13 protein-coding genes are annotated in these 14,048 nt (G+C 73.3%); 10 read left to right on the top strand and 3 right to left on the bottom strand.

Translation table 11 applies throughout. From position 1 onward, the window contains the following. Positions 1-568: 568 nt before the first annotated feature. The 5 genes from E1262_RS17385 to E1262_RS17365 all read left to right on the top strand — a co-directional run bounded on the left by E1262_RS17385 (position 569) and on the right by E1262_RS17365 (position 4,906). On the top strand, positions 569-925 hold the full coding sequence (locus E1262_RS17385) for a YraN family protein (RefSeq protein ID WP_132104406.1): 357 nt from the start codon (positions 569-571) through the stop codon (positions 923-925). 23 nt (positions 926-948) lie between these two features. Further along, positions 949-2,454 carry a YifB family Mg chelatase-like AAA ATPase gene (locus E1262_RS17380; RefSeq protein ID WP_238992969.1) on the top strand — a complete coding sequence of 502 codons (1,506 nt, stop codon included), beginning with the start codon at positions 949-951 and terminating at the stop codon, positions 2,452-2,454. After that, on the top strand, positions 2,451-3,626 hold the full coding sequence (gene dprA / locus E1262_RS17375; protein ID WP_132104405.1) for a DNA-processing protein DprA: 1,176 nt from the start codon (positions 2,451-2,453) through the stop codon (positions 3,624-3,626). The genes E1262_RS17380 and dprA overlap by 4 nt, the downstream gene beginning before the upstream one ends. Positions 3,627-3,705: 79 nt before the next feature. Next, on the top strand, positions 3,706-3,912 hold the full coding sequence (locus E1262_RS17370; protein WP_132104404.1) for a dodecin family protein: 207 nt from the start codon (positions 3,706-3,708) through the stop codon (positions 3,910-3,912). 64 nt (positions 3,913-3,976) lie between these two features. Then, positions 3,977-4,906: a tyrosine recombinase XerC gene (locus E1262_RS17365; protein WP_132104403.1), complete on the top strand. Its 930-nt coding sequence runs from the start codon at positions 3,977-3,979 to the stop codon at positions 4,904-4,906. A 40-nt stretch (positions 4,907-4,946) separates the two neighbouring features. Here the strand turns inward: E1262_RS17365 and E1262_RS17360 are convergent, their stop codons facing one another. Next, positions 4,947-6,299, bottom strand: a complete 1,353-nt coding sequence (locus E1262_RS17360; protein ID WP_132104402.1) for a pyridoxal phosphate-dependent aminotransferase — start codon at positions 6,297-6,299, stop codon at positions 4,947-4,949. Between the two features lie 421 nt (positions 6,300-6,720). Next, on the bottom strand, positions 6,721-7,797 hold the full coding sequence (locus E1262_RS17350; RefSeq protein WP_132104401.1) for a peptidoglycan DD-metalloendopeptidase family protein: 1,077 nt from the start codon (positions 7,795-7,797) through the stop codon (positions 6,721-6,723). Between the two features lie 269 nt (positions 7,798-8,066). Here E1262_RS17350 and E1262_RS17345 point away from each other — a divergent pair, with 269 nt between their 5' ends. The 5 genes from E1262_RS17345 to E1262_RS17325 are packed head-to-tail and all read left to right on the top strand — an operon-like array spanning position 8,067 to position 13,420. After that, positions 8,067-9,656, top strand: a complete 1,590-nt coding sequence (locus tag E1262_RS17345) for an ABC transporter substrate-binding protein (RefSeq protein WP_132104400.1) — start codon at positions 8,067-8,069, stop codon at positions 9,654-9,656. After that, the gene (locus E1262_RS17340) at positions 9,653-10,606 is read left to right on the top strand and encodes an ABC transporter permease (protein WP_132104399.1); all 954 of its coding nucleotides are present in this window, start codon (positions 9,653-9,655) and stop codon (positions 10,604-10,606) included. The genes E1262_RS17345 and E1262_RS17340 overlap by 4 nt, the downstream gene beginning before the upstream one ends. Next, the gene (locus E1262_RS17335) at positions 10,603-11,466 is read left to right on the top strand and encodes an ABC transporter permease (RefSeq protein WP_132104398.1); all 864 of its coding nucleotides are present in this window, start codon (positions 10,603-10,605) and stop codon (positions 11,464-11,466) included. The genes E1262_RS17340 and E1262_RS17335 overlap by 4 nt, the downstream gene beginning before the upstream one ends. Continuing rightward, a complete protein-coding gene (locus tag E1262_RS17330; RefSeq protein WP_132104397.1) occupies positions 11,463-12,467 on the top strand; it encodes an ABC transporter ATP-binding protein in 1,005 nt (334 codons plus the stop codon). Before E1262_RS17335 ends, E1262_RS17330 begins: the two co-directional genes overlap by 4 nt. Next, positions 12,464-13,420 (top strand): ABC transporter ATP-binding protein, encoded by a 957-nt coding sequence (locus E1262_RS17325; RefSeq protein WP_132104396.1) that lies wholly within the window; start codon positions 12,464-12,466, stop codon positions 13,418-13,420. The genes E1262_RS17330 and E1262_RS17325 overlap by 4 nt, the downstream gene beginning before the upstream one ends. Here E1262_RS17325 and E1262_RS17320 read toward each other — a convergent pair. After that, positions 13,407-14,012 carry a hypothetical protein gene (locus E1262_RS17320; protein ID WP_132104395.1) on the bottom strand — a complete coding sequence of 202 codons (606 nt, stop codon included), beginning with the start codon at positions 14,010-14,012 and terminating at the stop codon, positions 13,407-13,409. The genes E1262_RS17325 and E1262_RS17320 overlap by 14 nt on opposite strands. Positions 14,013-14,048 lie beyond the last annotated feature (36 nt).

The raw sequence follows: 14,048 nt of genomic DNA, 5'->3' as shown, positions 1-14,048 counted from the left end.
CGTCCCGGGTGGGTGGTTCGGCGTCGTCGGTGGCGTCGCCGCGTGCTCGGCGGACGGCTCTCGTTGCGTGGGTGGCACGTTGGCTGGGGTCTGTGCCGTTGGCCGTCCCCGTGCTGCCCGATTGTCTTTGCCGCGGACCCGCGCCTCAAGTCCGCGCCCGCTGGGGTCGGGGCTCGCTGTGGTTGGGGGGCTTGGACTTGACCCGCGCCTCCGCGGCTCTGGGCGCTATCAGGCGGACGGGGGAATCTGGCGACGCGCGGCGTCCACGATGTGATTCACCGTGATCCGGGCACGTCACCACGTTTCCTGGAGCATCACCACGCCTGCAATCGTGTCGAGGCTCCAAGAATTCTGGTGATGCAGGCGATCCTTGATGATCACGGTCGTCTACAGACTGCAGGTGCACGCCACGGCACATCGAGGTGTGCCCAGACTCGCCCCGTCCCCCGGATAGCTGCCGCGCCACCATCCACAGGCTCCATGGACTTCGCCCGTTGTCCACATTCCGCGATTTCGCGGTCGAACCGGCCGCCCGATCCGGCAAGGCTCGTGGCGGGAGGTGAGGCCGGTGCGACTCAAGGACAGCATCGGGGCCTACGGCGAACAGGTCGCCGTGGAGCATCTGGAGCGGGCCGGGTTCGTCGTGCTCGAGCGCAACTGGCGCTGCGACATCGGCGAGATCGACATCGTCGCGCTCGACGGCACCACGGTCGTGGTGTGCGAGGTGAAGACGCGCAGCGGCCTCGGGTTCGGCTCGGGTCTCGAGGCCGTCACGCCGGAGAAGCTGGCCAGACTCCACCGGCTTGCGCGGCGCTGGCGCGACGAGGCCGGCCGCGCGGCCGCCGGCCTGCGGGTCGACGTCGTCGCGGTCCACCGGCGCCGCCGCGGTGACCCGCAGGTCGTACACGTGCGGGGTGCACAGTGACGCGCCTGGCGCGGTGCCACGGTGTGGCGCTCGTCGGGGGCCGGGGCACCGTTGTCGACATCGAGGTGCACATCGGCGGCATGCCCGGGTTCTCGTTGGTCGGTCTGCCGGATGCGTCGCTGCACGAGTCGCGCGACCGCGTGCGCGCCGCCATCATGTCCAGTCGTGAACCGTGGCCGCTGCAGAGGATCACGGTGAGCCTGTCACCGGCGGCGTTGCCCAAGCGCGGCAGTCACTTCGACCTCGGTGTGGCCGTAGCGATCCTGGCGGCGGCCGAGGAGGTGTCACCGGCCGCCCTCGACGGCATGGCGTTCCTGGGCGAGCTGGCGCTGGACGGGCGGCTGCGGCCGGTCCGCGGGGTACTGCCCGCCGTCCTGGCAGCGGAGCGGGCCGGGTTGAGCCGCGCGGTCGTCCCCGAGGCCAACGCGGCCGAGGCGCGGCTGATCCCTGGCATCCGGGTGTTCGGCGCCAGATCGCTGCGGCAGGTGCTGGCGTTCCTCCGCGGGACGGAGATCCCGGACGAGCCGCTCGACGAGGTCGACGACCCGGCCGACGTGCTCGCACCGGCCGCTGACGACGATCTCGACCTGGCTGACGTGGCCGGCCAGGCCGAAGCCAAGCGTGCGGTCGAGATCGCCGCCGCAGGGCATCACCACCTGCTGCTCACCGGTCCGCCGGGCTCGGGTAAGACCATGCTGGCCCGCCGGCTGCCGTCGCTGCTGCCCGACCTCTCGCCCGACGAGTCGCTCGAGGTCACGGCGATCCACTCGATCGCGGGCGTATTGCCGCCGGGCCGGCCGCTCATCGTCCGGCCGCCGTTCGCCGACCCGCACCACACCTCGTCGCTCGTCTCGATCGTGGGCGGTGGGTCGCGAATGCCACGGCCGGGCGCGGCCAGTCTGGCGCACCGCGGCGTGCTCTTCCTCGACGAGGCGCCGGAGTTCCCGCCACGGGTGCTCGACTCGCTGCGACAGCCGCTCGAGAGCGGCACCCTGACGTTGGCGCGCTCTGACGCCACGTCGGTGTTCCCGGCCCGGTTCCTGCTGGTGCTCGCGCAGAACCCGTGCCCATGCGGCAACTTCGGCAGCACCGTGCACGAGTGCACCTGCCGCCCCGACGCGGTCCGCCGGTACGGCCAGCGGCTGTCCGGCCCGGTCCGCGACCGCGTCGACATCCGGGTGGCGGTGGACGCGCCCACCATGGCCGAACTCGACGCCGCCGCCGAGCCGAGCAAGGTGGTCGCCGACCGCGTCGCCGAGGCACGCGCACGGCAGGAGCAGCGGCTGCACGGCACGCCGTGGCAGTGCAACGGCGAGCTGCCCGGCCCCTTTCTGCGCCGCGAGCTGAGGCTCCCGGCCGACGTCACGGCGCCGGCGTTCGGGGCGGTCCGGGAGGGCAGCCTCACGCTGCGCGGGGTCGACCGGGTGGTGCGGGTCGCCTGGACGGTCGCGGACCTCGCCGGCCGCGACCGGCCCACCGCCGCGGACGTGCGCACGGCGCTCCGGCTCCGGCTGGGGGAGGATGTATGAGCGCCCAACAGTCGCGCGTGGCCCGGTCGTCCGCCGAACGCGCCGCCCGAGCCGCGCTGTCCGCCGTCACGGAGCCGGGCAACAAGGCGATCGCACTGCGGGTGCGCGACGCCGGAGCCGAGGCGACCTGGCGGGCGATCCGCCAGGGCGACGACGCCCTCGACAAGTCTCGGGTGCTGCGGCGGCGGGCCGAGCAGGTCGACGGCGCCGAGGTGCTCGAGCGTGCCGAGCGGCTCGGCATCCGGTACCTGTGCCCGGACGAGCCGGGCTGGCCGGCACCGCTCGACGACATGGCGGCGACGCTGGACTACGGCGAGAAGGTTCCACCGCCGCTGGGGTTGTGGCTGTCCGGCGACGGTGACGTCGCGGCCCTGGCGGAGTCGGCGGTCGCGGTCGTCGGGTCGCGCAACTGCTCTCGCTACGGCGAGCGGGTCGCGTCCGACCTGGCGACCGATCTCGCCTTGGCCGGCCGGACGGTCGTCTCGGGTGCGGCGTTCGGCATCGACGCCGCCGCCCACCGGGGCGCCCTCGGCGTCGGCGGGCCGACCGTCGCGGTCCTCGCCTGCGGCGTCGACGTGCCGTACCCAGCCAGCCACGCCCAGCTCCTGGAACGCATCGCGGCCGACGGCGTGCTCGTCAGCGAGGTGCCGCCCGGCAGCCGGCCGATGCGTGCGTGGTTCCTCGCCCGTAACCGCATCATCGCAGCTCTGAGCGCCGGAACCGTCATCGTCGAGGCGGCGCCGCGGTCTGGCGCGCTCAGCACGGCGGCGTGGACGCAGAAGCTCAGCCGCGAGACGCTCGTCGTGCCTGGGCCGATCACTTCAGCGCTCTCCGCCGGCTGCCACAACCTCGTCCGCGACGGCGCGGCAACGCTGGTCACCGGCGTCGCGGACGTGCTCGAGGCGATCGGCCGGCTCGGCGCCTACACGCCCCCGGACCCGGAGCGCGAGTCGCGGCCCATCGACGACCTGCTGCCGGTCCACTCGATGGTCCGCGAGCGGATGCAGGCCGGTGCGCTCGAGACCGTCGCCGGCCTTGCGCGGCGGACCGGCCTGCCCGACGAAGCGGTCGCGACGGTGCTGAACGAGCTGGCCGCCGGCAGCTGGGTCACTCATGTGGACGGTGGCTGGCGGCTCGGTTCGACGATCAGTCCACTGGAAGCCCGCGCATGACCTGGCTGGAAGGGGTATGCATGGACGCAACGGGGCGCCACGCCATCCGGCGGCGCCGACAGGGAGAGGGGATCCGCTCATGGGCTCTGTCGCACGCATCACCAACATCAGCGCGCGGTCCGAGACGAGCTTCGACGACGCCGTCCGCGTGGGTATCGCGCGGGCGAACCAGACACTTCGCAACGTTTCCGGAGCGTGGATCCAGGATCAGAAGGTCGAGATCCGCGACGGCGAGATCGTCGCCTACCAGGTGGCCATGGAGGTCACCTTCGTCCTCGAAGACTGACGGTCGCGACCCGCCACCCGCGTGGCGGCAGGCGCCGACGACGCCGCCGGGCGATCCTGGAGGCATGGACGCCGATGAGGATCTGCCCGAGGCGCTGGCCGGCGCCGTCGCAGAGTTCGCGCGGCACCTGGCGGCGGAGCGGAACAGGTCCGAGCACACCGTCCGCGCCTACACGGGAGACGTCGCGTCGCTCATGACGCATCTGACGCGGCTCGGTCGCACCGAGGTCGGCCAGCTCGACCTCGCCGCTCTGCGCAGTTGGCTGGCGGGGCAGAGCACCCGCGGCCGGTCGCGCGCCACGCTGGCCCGGCGCGCCTCGGCGGCGCGGGTCTTCACGGCCTGGGCGCACCGCACCGGGCTGCTGGGTGAGGACGTCGGTAGCGTGCTGGCCACGCCGAAGGCCCGCCGGACGCTCCCCGAGGTGCTGCGTGCGGGCGAGGCCGCCACGCTGATGGACGCGGCCGCCGACGACGCCTCGGACGGCGATCCGGTGAACCTGCGCGACCACGCGTTGCTGGAGCTGCTGTATGCGACGGGCATCCGGGTCGGCGAGCTGGTCGGCCTGGACGTCGACGACCTCGACGAGGGACGGCGGGTCGTCCGCGTCCTCGGCAAGGGCAGCAAGGAGCGGACGGTGCCCTATGGCGTGCCGGCGGCGGAAGCGCTCGATGCGTGGTTGCGCACCGGCCGTCCGGCGCTGTCCACGCCCGCGGCGGGCCCGGCGCTGTTCGTCGGGGTGCGCGGCCGGCGGCTCGACCAGCGCACCGCGCGCACCGTCGTGCACCGCCGGCTGCGCGCGGTGTCCGGCGCGCCCGATCTCGGGCCGCACGGGCTGCGCCACACGGCGGCGACGCACCTGCTCGAGGGCGGCGCCGACCTCCGCAGCGTCCAGGAGCTGCTCGGGCACGCCTCGCTCGGCACGACACAGATCTACACGCACGTCTCGGTCGAGCGGCTGCGCAAGGCCTACCAGCAGGCCCATCCACGCGCCTGAGGGCGCTGCTGGGCCGTGACCCGCTGATCGCCCCGCCGGGTCAGCAGGCCAGGCCGCGGGCGTGGACGGGGTCGGCGTGCCGGGCGAGGCCGGTGAGGATCTCGTCGAGGCGATCGAGGTGCGCCCGGATCCAGGGCAGCCGCGTGGGGTCGTCGGCGGCGAGGGCGGCGTAGCGCTGCACGTCGGTGTCGCCATAGAGGAGGCTCGTCGCCAGGCGCAGCCGCAGCGCGTCGTGGCCGCCCTCGAAGTCGGCCGCGGGCAGTCCGCCGAGGCCGAACGCGTCCAGCAGGTGGGCGGCCAGCTGCCGGCCGGTGGTGATGCCGTGCTCACGCTCGAGGTAACCGCTCCAACCGCCGAAGTCGGGGTAGAGGTAGAAGCCGGCCCGCGGGGTCGGCAGGGCGGCGCCCGCGCGCTTGAGACGTTCCGCCACCGCCCGGACGACGGCGCCGTGCAGGCGGCGGCTCCGCTCGACCCGCTCGGTCAGCTCCTCGGGCTCGCCGAACGCGTACGCGGCGGCGTATTGGACCGGCGCCGCGGGGCTGGACCACACCTCACTGGCGACGCCCAGCACGTCGGCCAGCAGCGACCGGCCGAGCGGGCTGTCGGGCAGCCGCATGACGCCGAGCCGCCAGCCGCACAGGGCCAGGCTCTTCGACAGCCCCGTGGTGACGATCGTCCGTTCCGGCGCGAACTCGGCCGGGCTGTGCACGAACGTGCTGGGGTCGTGCACGAGGTCGCGGTAGATTTCGTTGGAGACAATGGCGAGGTCCAGCTCGCGAGCCACCTGGGCGATCTGCTCGACGGTGCTGCGCGACGGGACGTCGCCGGTCGGGTTGTCCGGTGTCGTGACGACGACGCTGCGGACGGTGCGGCCGGCGGCGCGGGCCGCCAGCACGGCGTCGGCGACGAGTTCGGGTCGTGGCACGCCGCCTCGACCCGGTCCCGTCGGCACGTGGATGGGCCGGTGGCCGGTCAGCCGCGCCTGCGCCCGGGAGCTCACCCAGCCCGGCGACGGCGCGACGATGTCGCCGCCGAGGCCGAGCAGCAGCCCATACAGCAGCGGCTTGCTCCCAGGGCCGGCCACGACCAGGTCCGGGTCGGTCGGCAGGCCGCGGCGCGCCCAGTAGCCGGCCGCCGCCTCGCGCAGCTCAGCCGTCCCCGCCACCGGCCCGTAGGCGTTCCGGCTGCTCCCGATGGCCAGCGCCTCGCGCAGCGCCGGGTGTACCGGCAGCCCGGCCTCACCGAACCCGAGCGGCAGGACGGGCAGGCCATGACGCCGCTTGTCGGCTAGCCCCGAAGCCGACCGCGAGGTCTCAGGCGGCGATGCGTCCCACAAGGGAAAGGAAACTTCGGCTTCGTTGAGGGCGAGGGCCGGGGACACAGGGACGGACATGGCGGACTTCAGCTCCGGACGCGAGAAGTCGGGGATACAGGCCTGGCCCCGCGAAGTTCACACCGTGTCGGCCGACCGCGAGGCCTGACGTCAGCCCCCTGTGGATGGATCACTCAAGAGTGCGCAGAGGTGATCCGCGGCACAACCGATTCCGCCCGATGCGCCCGAACGTGACGGCGCCGAAACGCCGCCGACACCTCCTCAGGCCGCGATGAGCTTGGCGTACCGCTGCCGAACGGCCTCACCGGACGTGCCGAGGTACGCGCCGATGACCGACCACGAGAAGCCGTCCGCCCGGGCGGCGGCGACGGCGCTCAGGATGGCCCGCCGCCGTCGGCGGTGCGCGGTTCATACTCCTCGAAGACACGAGCCAGCTCGTCGGCGTGGTCGAGGATCTGCTGGAAAGAAAGTGGCATGGCGATCACCTCAGGAGCTGGCGGCGGGCGGGCATGGCGTGGACGATCACCTGTGTGTCGCTTCCGTCGACGACTCCGCGGATCGCCTTGGCAGGGTCACTTGTCGTGACGGAGTCCGAGGTGGGCAGCCATGGCACGGGGTCGGTGACCAGGCCGGCGGCGTAGACCATGAAGTGCAGGTGGCAGCCGGTGGAGAGGCCCGTCGTGCCCGCCCGGCCGATCACCTGGCCGGCTCGGACCGGCTGGCCCGCCGCCGTCGAGAACGCCGACAGGTGGCTGTAGGACGTGGTGAGCGGGGTGCCGCGGATCCGGCTGTGGTCGACGGTGAGCTGCAGGCCGTACGGTCCGCGGATGCCGGCTGCGGTCACCCGGCCGGCGGCGGCCGCGCGGATCGGCGCGCCACAGGCGGCGGCGAGGTCGAGGCCGTCGTGCAGTTTGCGTTCGCCGGTGATCGGGTGGATCCGCATCCCGTACGGCGACGTGATCCGTGGCGCGGCGACCGGCCAGGCCAACCCGCCTGACGACGGCGGCTGCGTCGGGGGAGGTGGTGGGCCGCCGGTGAGGGTCCGCGGGCCGAGCGGTAGCAGCCGCACCGATCCGCCGCCGATCAGCGCGAGCGGGTCGGTGTACCGCTCGCCCTCCCGCGCGCCCCAGTGCAGGCAGGCCGCGGGCGCGCAGTGGCTCCCGGCGGACTCCAGCGTGCCGATGGGCTGCCCGGCGCCGACCTCGTCGCCGACGGTGACGATCGGGGTGACGGGCTCGTATGTGGTGCGCAGCGGCCCGTGGTCGATGACGACGACGCCGCGGCCGGCGAGTGGTCTGGCGTAGCTGACGGTGCCCGGGCCGGCGGCGCGCACCTCGGCGCCTGCGGTCGACGCGATGTCGACGCCGCGGTGACCCGCCAGCCAGGGCTGGTCCGGGGGATCGAAGCCGTTGACGACCTCGACCGGACCGCCCGGCGGACCGACCGGATAGACCCAGCCGGCGCCGGGTGGGAGCGCGGCCGCGGGCGCCGCGTCGGCGGGTGCTGCGGCGGCGGGGAGCAGAGCGATCAGGAGGAGGGCGGCGAGAAGAGGGCTCATGTCTGCGAGCCTCCGCGCCGAAGCGGGCCGGGGCAGCGGGCCGGAGCGGATTTGGGGACAACTCCGCGAACTCGTCAGGGCTGTGGACAACGCGGCGCACGCGACACGCCAGGCGATCCGCTCACAGGTGCATCACGAAGTCGCAACGAAGGAGGGCTCGCGCGGGGCTCGACTGGACGACCCCACCCCCCTGGCCGGAAGGGTCGAGAGCGAGACGGGTGCGACGAAACGGGTGTGAACCATGCGAGTAGACGGGTATGGGTGCTGACATGAATCGTGGAAAGGTCCGTGGTCACACGGTCGGTCATGTGGCCGCTCTGGCGGTGATCGCGCTGGTCAGCGCCGGGTGCGGCGGCGGGGATGATGTCGATCTCGACGACCCGGCCGGCGGCGAGGGCGGAGGCGACGCCGCGGATGGCGGCAACGGCGGCGGCAGCGACGGCGGCACGCTCGTCGCCGCGATCTCGGCCCAGCCGGACCAGTTCGACCCGCACAAGACCCAGGCCTACGCCAGCTTCCAGGTGCTCGAGAACGTCTACGACACGCTCGTCGTCCCGGACGCGGAGGGCGAGTTCCAGCCCAGCCTCGCCACCGAGTGGACCACCAGCGACGACGGCCTCACCTGGACGTTCACCCTCCGCGAGGCCGTCACCTTCCACGACGGCAGCGCGTTCGACTCGGCGGACGTGGTCTACTCCTACAACCGCATCATCAACGAGCAGCTGGCCAACGCCTACCGCTTCGCCAGCGTCGCGAGCATCGACGCGCCCGACCCGCAGACGGTCGCGATCACCCTTACCACGCCGACGCCCGCCCTGCTGGACAACATCGGCGGCTTCAAGGGCATGGCGATCATCCCCGAGGGCTCCGCCGAGGCCACCGACCTCGCGACCACCGCCGTCGGTACCGGCCCGTTCACCCTCGAGGACGTCGGCGCGAACGGCGTCACCCTGTCCCGCTACGACGACTACTGGGGCGACCCGGCCCTCGTCGACGGCGTCGAGTTCCAGTACGTCAGCGAACCGGCCGCCGCGCTCACCGCCCTCCGCTCCGGTGACGTCCACTGGACCGACAACGTCCCGCCGCAGGACATCGAGGGCCTGCAGGACGACGACCAGGTCGAGCTCGGCGTCACCCCGAGCGTCGACTACTGGTACCTCGCAATGAACCAGGCCCGCCCGCCGTTCGACAACCGCGACTTCCGCCGCGGCGTCGCGTTCGGCATCGACCGCGACGAGGTCACCGAGGCGGCCCGGTTCGGCGCGGCGACGACCAACCAGACGGCGATCCCGGAGCAGAGCCGCTGGTACCACGAGTACGCCCCATTCGAGCACGACCCCGACCAGGCCACCCAGCTCATCGAGCAGACAGCGGCACAGAGCCCCCAGCCCATGGGACTCATGGTCACCGACGAGTACCCGGAGACCGTCCAGGCGGCGCAGGTCATCCAGGCGCAACTGGCCGAGGTCGGCGTCGAGGTCGGCATCGAGCAGGAGGCGTTCGCCACCTGGCTGGACCGCCAGGCCGCCGGCGACTACGACGCGTTCCTGCTCGGCTGGCTGGGCAACCTGGACCCGTTCGGCTTCTACCACGCGCAGCACGTCTGCGAGGGGACGTCGAACTTCCAGGGCTACTGCAACCCCGAGGTCGACGAACTGCTCAACCAAGCGGCGGCCGAGACCGACCAGGACGCCCGCAAGGCGCTCTACGACCAGGCGGCGGAGCTGATCGTCGACGACGTCAGCTACCTCTACCTGTACAACCCGGACGTCGTGCAGGCGTGGGTCCCGGGCCTGGAGGGCTACGAGGTGCGCGCCGACAAGGCGATCAACTTCGAGACCGTGAGGCTGCCGGAGTGACGCGGTACGCGCTGCGGCGGCTGGCACAGTCGGTCGCGGTGCTGCTCGGCGTCAGCGTGCTGGTCTTCGCGATCATGCAGCTGGTGCCGGGGGACCCGATCCGCGCCGCGCTCGGCCAGCAGGCCGACCCCGAGACCTACCAGGCGCTGCGCGAACGTGCCGGCCTCGACGACCCGGTGCCGGTGCAATTCGTCACCTGGATCGGCAACGCCCTCACCGGAGACTTCGGCGTCAGCTTCCGCACCGGCGAGACGGTGCTGTCGCTGATCCTCGAAAGGGTTCCCGCGACCCTGAGCCTCGCCGTCGCCGCCATCGTCGTCGCGCTGCTCATCGCGATCCCGCTCGGCACCCTCTCCGCCCTCAACCCCCGCAAGCCGGTCGACTGGTTCGCCAGCCTCTCCAGCCAGGCCGGGTTGAGCGTGCCGGACTTCTGGCTCGGCATCATGCTGATCCTGGTGTTCGCCGGGACGCTGGGCTGGCTCCCGTCGGCCGGCTACGTCGCGCTGACGGAGGACCCGGTCGACTGGGCCCGCCACCTGATCCTGCCGGCCATCACCGCGGGCGTCTCCAGCGGCGCGATCCTCACCCGGTTCGTCCGCTCGTCGGTCCTGGAGTCGCTCGGCCAGGACCACGTGCGGACCGCCCGGGCCAAGGGCATGCGCGCCCGCGACGTGCTGACGTGGCACGTCCTGCGCAACGCCCTGGTCCCGCTGGTGACGGTGGGCGGCGTGCAGCTGGCCTACCTGCTGTCCGGCGTCGTGGTGGTGGAGTACGTGTTCGCCTGGCCGGGGCTCGGGCAGCTGGCCTTCCAGGCGGTCGAGTCGCGCGACTACCCGGTGCTGCAGGGCGCGGTGCTGCTGTTCGCCGTCATCTTCCTGCTGGTCAACCTGCTGGTGGACCTCGCGTACGCGCGGCTGGACCCGCGCATCACCTACCGGAGCGCGCGATGAGGGCCGGCGAGACGCTCCGGCTGCTGTTCCGCGGCCCGACGGCGATCGTCGCGGCCGCGGTGCTCGCCGTCCTCGTCCTCACCGCCGTCCTCGGCGAGCGCCTCGCCCCGCACGACGCCACCGGCACCGACGTGTCGAGCCGGCTGCAGGCCCCCAGCGGCGACCACTGGTTCGGCACGGACGAGCTCGGCCGCGACGTGCTGTCGCGGGTGATCCTGGGCGCGGAGGTGTCGCTGCGAGTCGGCGCCGTCGCCGTCGGGATCTCGCTGGTCGCCGGCGTGTTGATCGGCCTCCTGGCCGGCTACTACGGCCGCTGGGTCGACGACGTGCTGATGCGGCTGTCGGACGTGCTGTTCGCGTTCCCGGCGATGCTCATGGCGATCGCCGTGCTGGCGATCCTCGGGCCGGGCTCGACCAACGCGATGATCGCGATCGGCATCGTCTACACGCCGATCTTCGCGCGCATCACCCGCGCCAGCGTGCTCAGCGTCCGCGAGGAGGTCTACGTGAAGGCGGCCCGCTCGGCCGGCGCCGGCGACCTGCGCATCATCGGCCGGCACGTGCTGCCGAACGTGACCGCGCCGATCATCGTCCAGACGTCGATCAGCCTCGCGTTCGCGATCCTGTCCGAGGCGGCGCTGAGCTTCGTCGGCCTGGGGACCCAGCCGCCGGACCCGTCGTGGGGCCGGATGCTCGCAGAGGGCCGCGGCTTCGTCGAACAGGCCTGGTGGATGGCGGTCTTCCCGGGCCTGGCGATCTTCGTGACGGTGCTCGCGTTCAACGTGCTGGGCGACGCGCTGCGCGACGTGCTCGACCCGCGGCAACGCCAGGCCATGGCGACTTCTGGAGCGACCCGATGACCGCCCCCGTGCTCGCCGTCGACGACCTGCATGTCGCCTTCCGCACCCGGCGCGGCCCGGCCCGTGTCGTCAACGGCCTCTCGTTCGAGCTGCACCCGGGCCGCACGCTCGCCGTCGTCGGCGAGTCCGGCTCGGGCAAGAGCGTCAGCTCGCTCGCGCTCCTCGGTCTGTTGCCGGGCACCGCGCAGGTGCGCGGTAGCGCGGTGTTCGACGGCGCCGAGCTGATCGGGCGGTCCGAGGAGGAGCTGCGCCGGGTCCGGGGCGCCGGCATCGGCATGGTCTTCCAGGACCCGATGACCTCGCTCAACCCGGTGCTGACCGTCGAGCGGCAGATCGGCGAGGCACTGCGGGCGCACGAGAAGGTGTCCGACGACGGCGTCCGCTCGCGCGCCGCGGAGCTGCTCACCGAGGTCGGCATCCCCGACGCCGCCGCCCGGCTGCGCGCGTACCCGCACCAGCTCTCCGGCGGCATGCGCCAGCGGGTCATGATCGCGATCGCGCTGGCCGGAAACCCGAAGGTGCTGATCGCCGACGAGGCCACGACGGCGCTCGACGTCACCGTGCAGGCGCAGATCCTGGAGCTGATCGAGCGGCTGCAGGACGAGCACGGCATGGGCGTCGTGTGGATCACCCACGACCTCGGCGTCGTCGCCGGCATCGCCGACCACGTCGTCGTCATGTACGCCGGCCGGTGCGTCGAGGAGGGCGCCGTCGACGAGCTGTTCGGCCGGCCCGCGCACCCGTACACCCGCGGGCTGCTCGGTGCGCTGCCGGTGGTGGACGACCCGCGGCCGGCTCGCGAGCGGGCCGAGCTGGTGACGATGCCGGGCCTGCCGCCGGACCCCGCCGACCTGCCGCCCGGCTGCGCGTTCCACCCGCGCTGCCCGGTCCGCGCCGACGCGCGCTGCGCGACGGAGCCGCCGCCGCTGGCCCCGGTACCGGGCAGCGCCGCCGAGCACCGGGCGGCGACCTTCTACGTCGCCAGGGGAGGACACGCATGAGTGACGTGCTGGTGCGGGCCTCCGGCCTGCGGGTCCACTTCGGCCCGGTGCGCGCCGTCGACGGCGTCGACCTCGAGGTCCGTCGCGGCGAGACGCTGGGACTGGTCGGCGAGTCGGGGTGCGGCAAGTCCACACTGGGGAACGCGCTGCTCCGGCTCGTCGAGCCGACGGACGGGACGGTGGAGTTCGACGGCCTGGACGTGACGGCGGCCGGACGGCGCGAGCTGCGGGCGCTGCGCCGGCGGACCGCGATGATCTTCCAGGACCCGTACGCGTCGCTGGACCCGCGGCGCACGGTCGCGGAATCGATCGGCGAGCCGCTGGCCATCCACGGCCTGCACAAGGGACGGGCGGCGCGGCGGGCCCGGGTCGGCGAGCTGATGGAGGTAGTCGGGCTGAACCCCGACCACCGCGGCCGGTATCCGCACGAGTTCTCCGGCGGACAGCGGCAGCGGGTCGGCATCGCCCGGGCGCTGGCCGGCGAGCCGGATTTCGTCGTCTGCGACGAGCCGATCGCCTCGCTCGACGTGTCCGTGCAGGCACAGGTGGTGAACCTGCTGGTCCGGCTGCAGCGCGAGTTCGGGCTGACCTACCTGTTCGTCTCGCACGACCTCGCGGCCGTGCGGCAGGTGGCCGACCGCGTCGCCGTCATGTACCTGGGCCGGGTCGTCGAGATCGGCGCCGGCTCGTCGGTGTCCGGCACGCCCGCGCACCCGTACACGGAGGCGCTGGTGTCCGCGGTGCCGGTGCCCGAGCCGACGCGCGAGCGGTCGCGGCAGCGGATCGTTCTGACCGGGGACGTGCCCAGTCCGGCCGATCCGCCGTCCGGCTGCCGGTTCCGGACCCGCTGCCCGAAGGTGTTCGAGCCGTGCCCGGACCACGACCCCGTGCTGCAGCCGACCGGGCCGGAACAGGCCGCGGCCTGCCACCTGCACGGCGTCACGGACCGGTGACCGGCTCCGGCTGAAGTGTGGGGCGGGCAGTCGACCGTCGCCACCACAGCGCGCCGGCGACGGCGCCGAGCAGCAGCAGCGCGCCGGCCGCGACCAGCAGCGGCAGCGCCGACGACGTCCCGTCGCCGGCTGTGAAGTCCCACGGCTGGGTGGCGGTGTCGGCGGTGAACAGCGTCTGCGCCGACGACCCCTCCGTCGACACCACCGTCCGGTAGCTCGCGTTGAGATCCGTGAGTGCCGACACCGTCAGCTCCACCTCGGTGACCGGCGCGGCGCAGTCGTAGACGAGCCGAGCGCCCTCGCCCAGCGGGTCGATGAGATCGACGCGCCCCGCGCAGGCGGCGCCGTCCTGGGTCACCGTCAGGTGCTCCAGCAGGTAGTCGGAGACGCCGGGGGAGCGGGCCAGCAGTTCCGCGCCGGTCAGCGCGTCCGCGTCGGGGACGTCGAACGCGCCGACGTGCTCGCCCAGCGACACCCAGTCGTCGTCGGCCGCGGCCCACTGCAGCGTGACCTGCGAGCCGTCGGTGCTGATGGTGGCGACCAGAGGCGGGCCGAACGGATGGGCGGGGAGCACGCCGGTAGCCAACCGCATGGCCGTGAACCGACGGTGAACGCCGGGCGGTCAGCC

The sequence above is a fragment of the Jiangella aurantiaca genome, assembly GCF_004349105.1.
Lineage (GTDB): Bacteria > Actinomycetota > Actinomycetes > Jiangellales > Jiangellaceae > Jiangella > Jiangella aurantiaca.
Note: the sequence above shows the minus strand (reverse complement) of the source record. Positions and strands in the feature narration are given on the sequence as shown.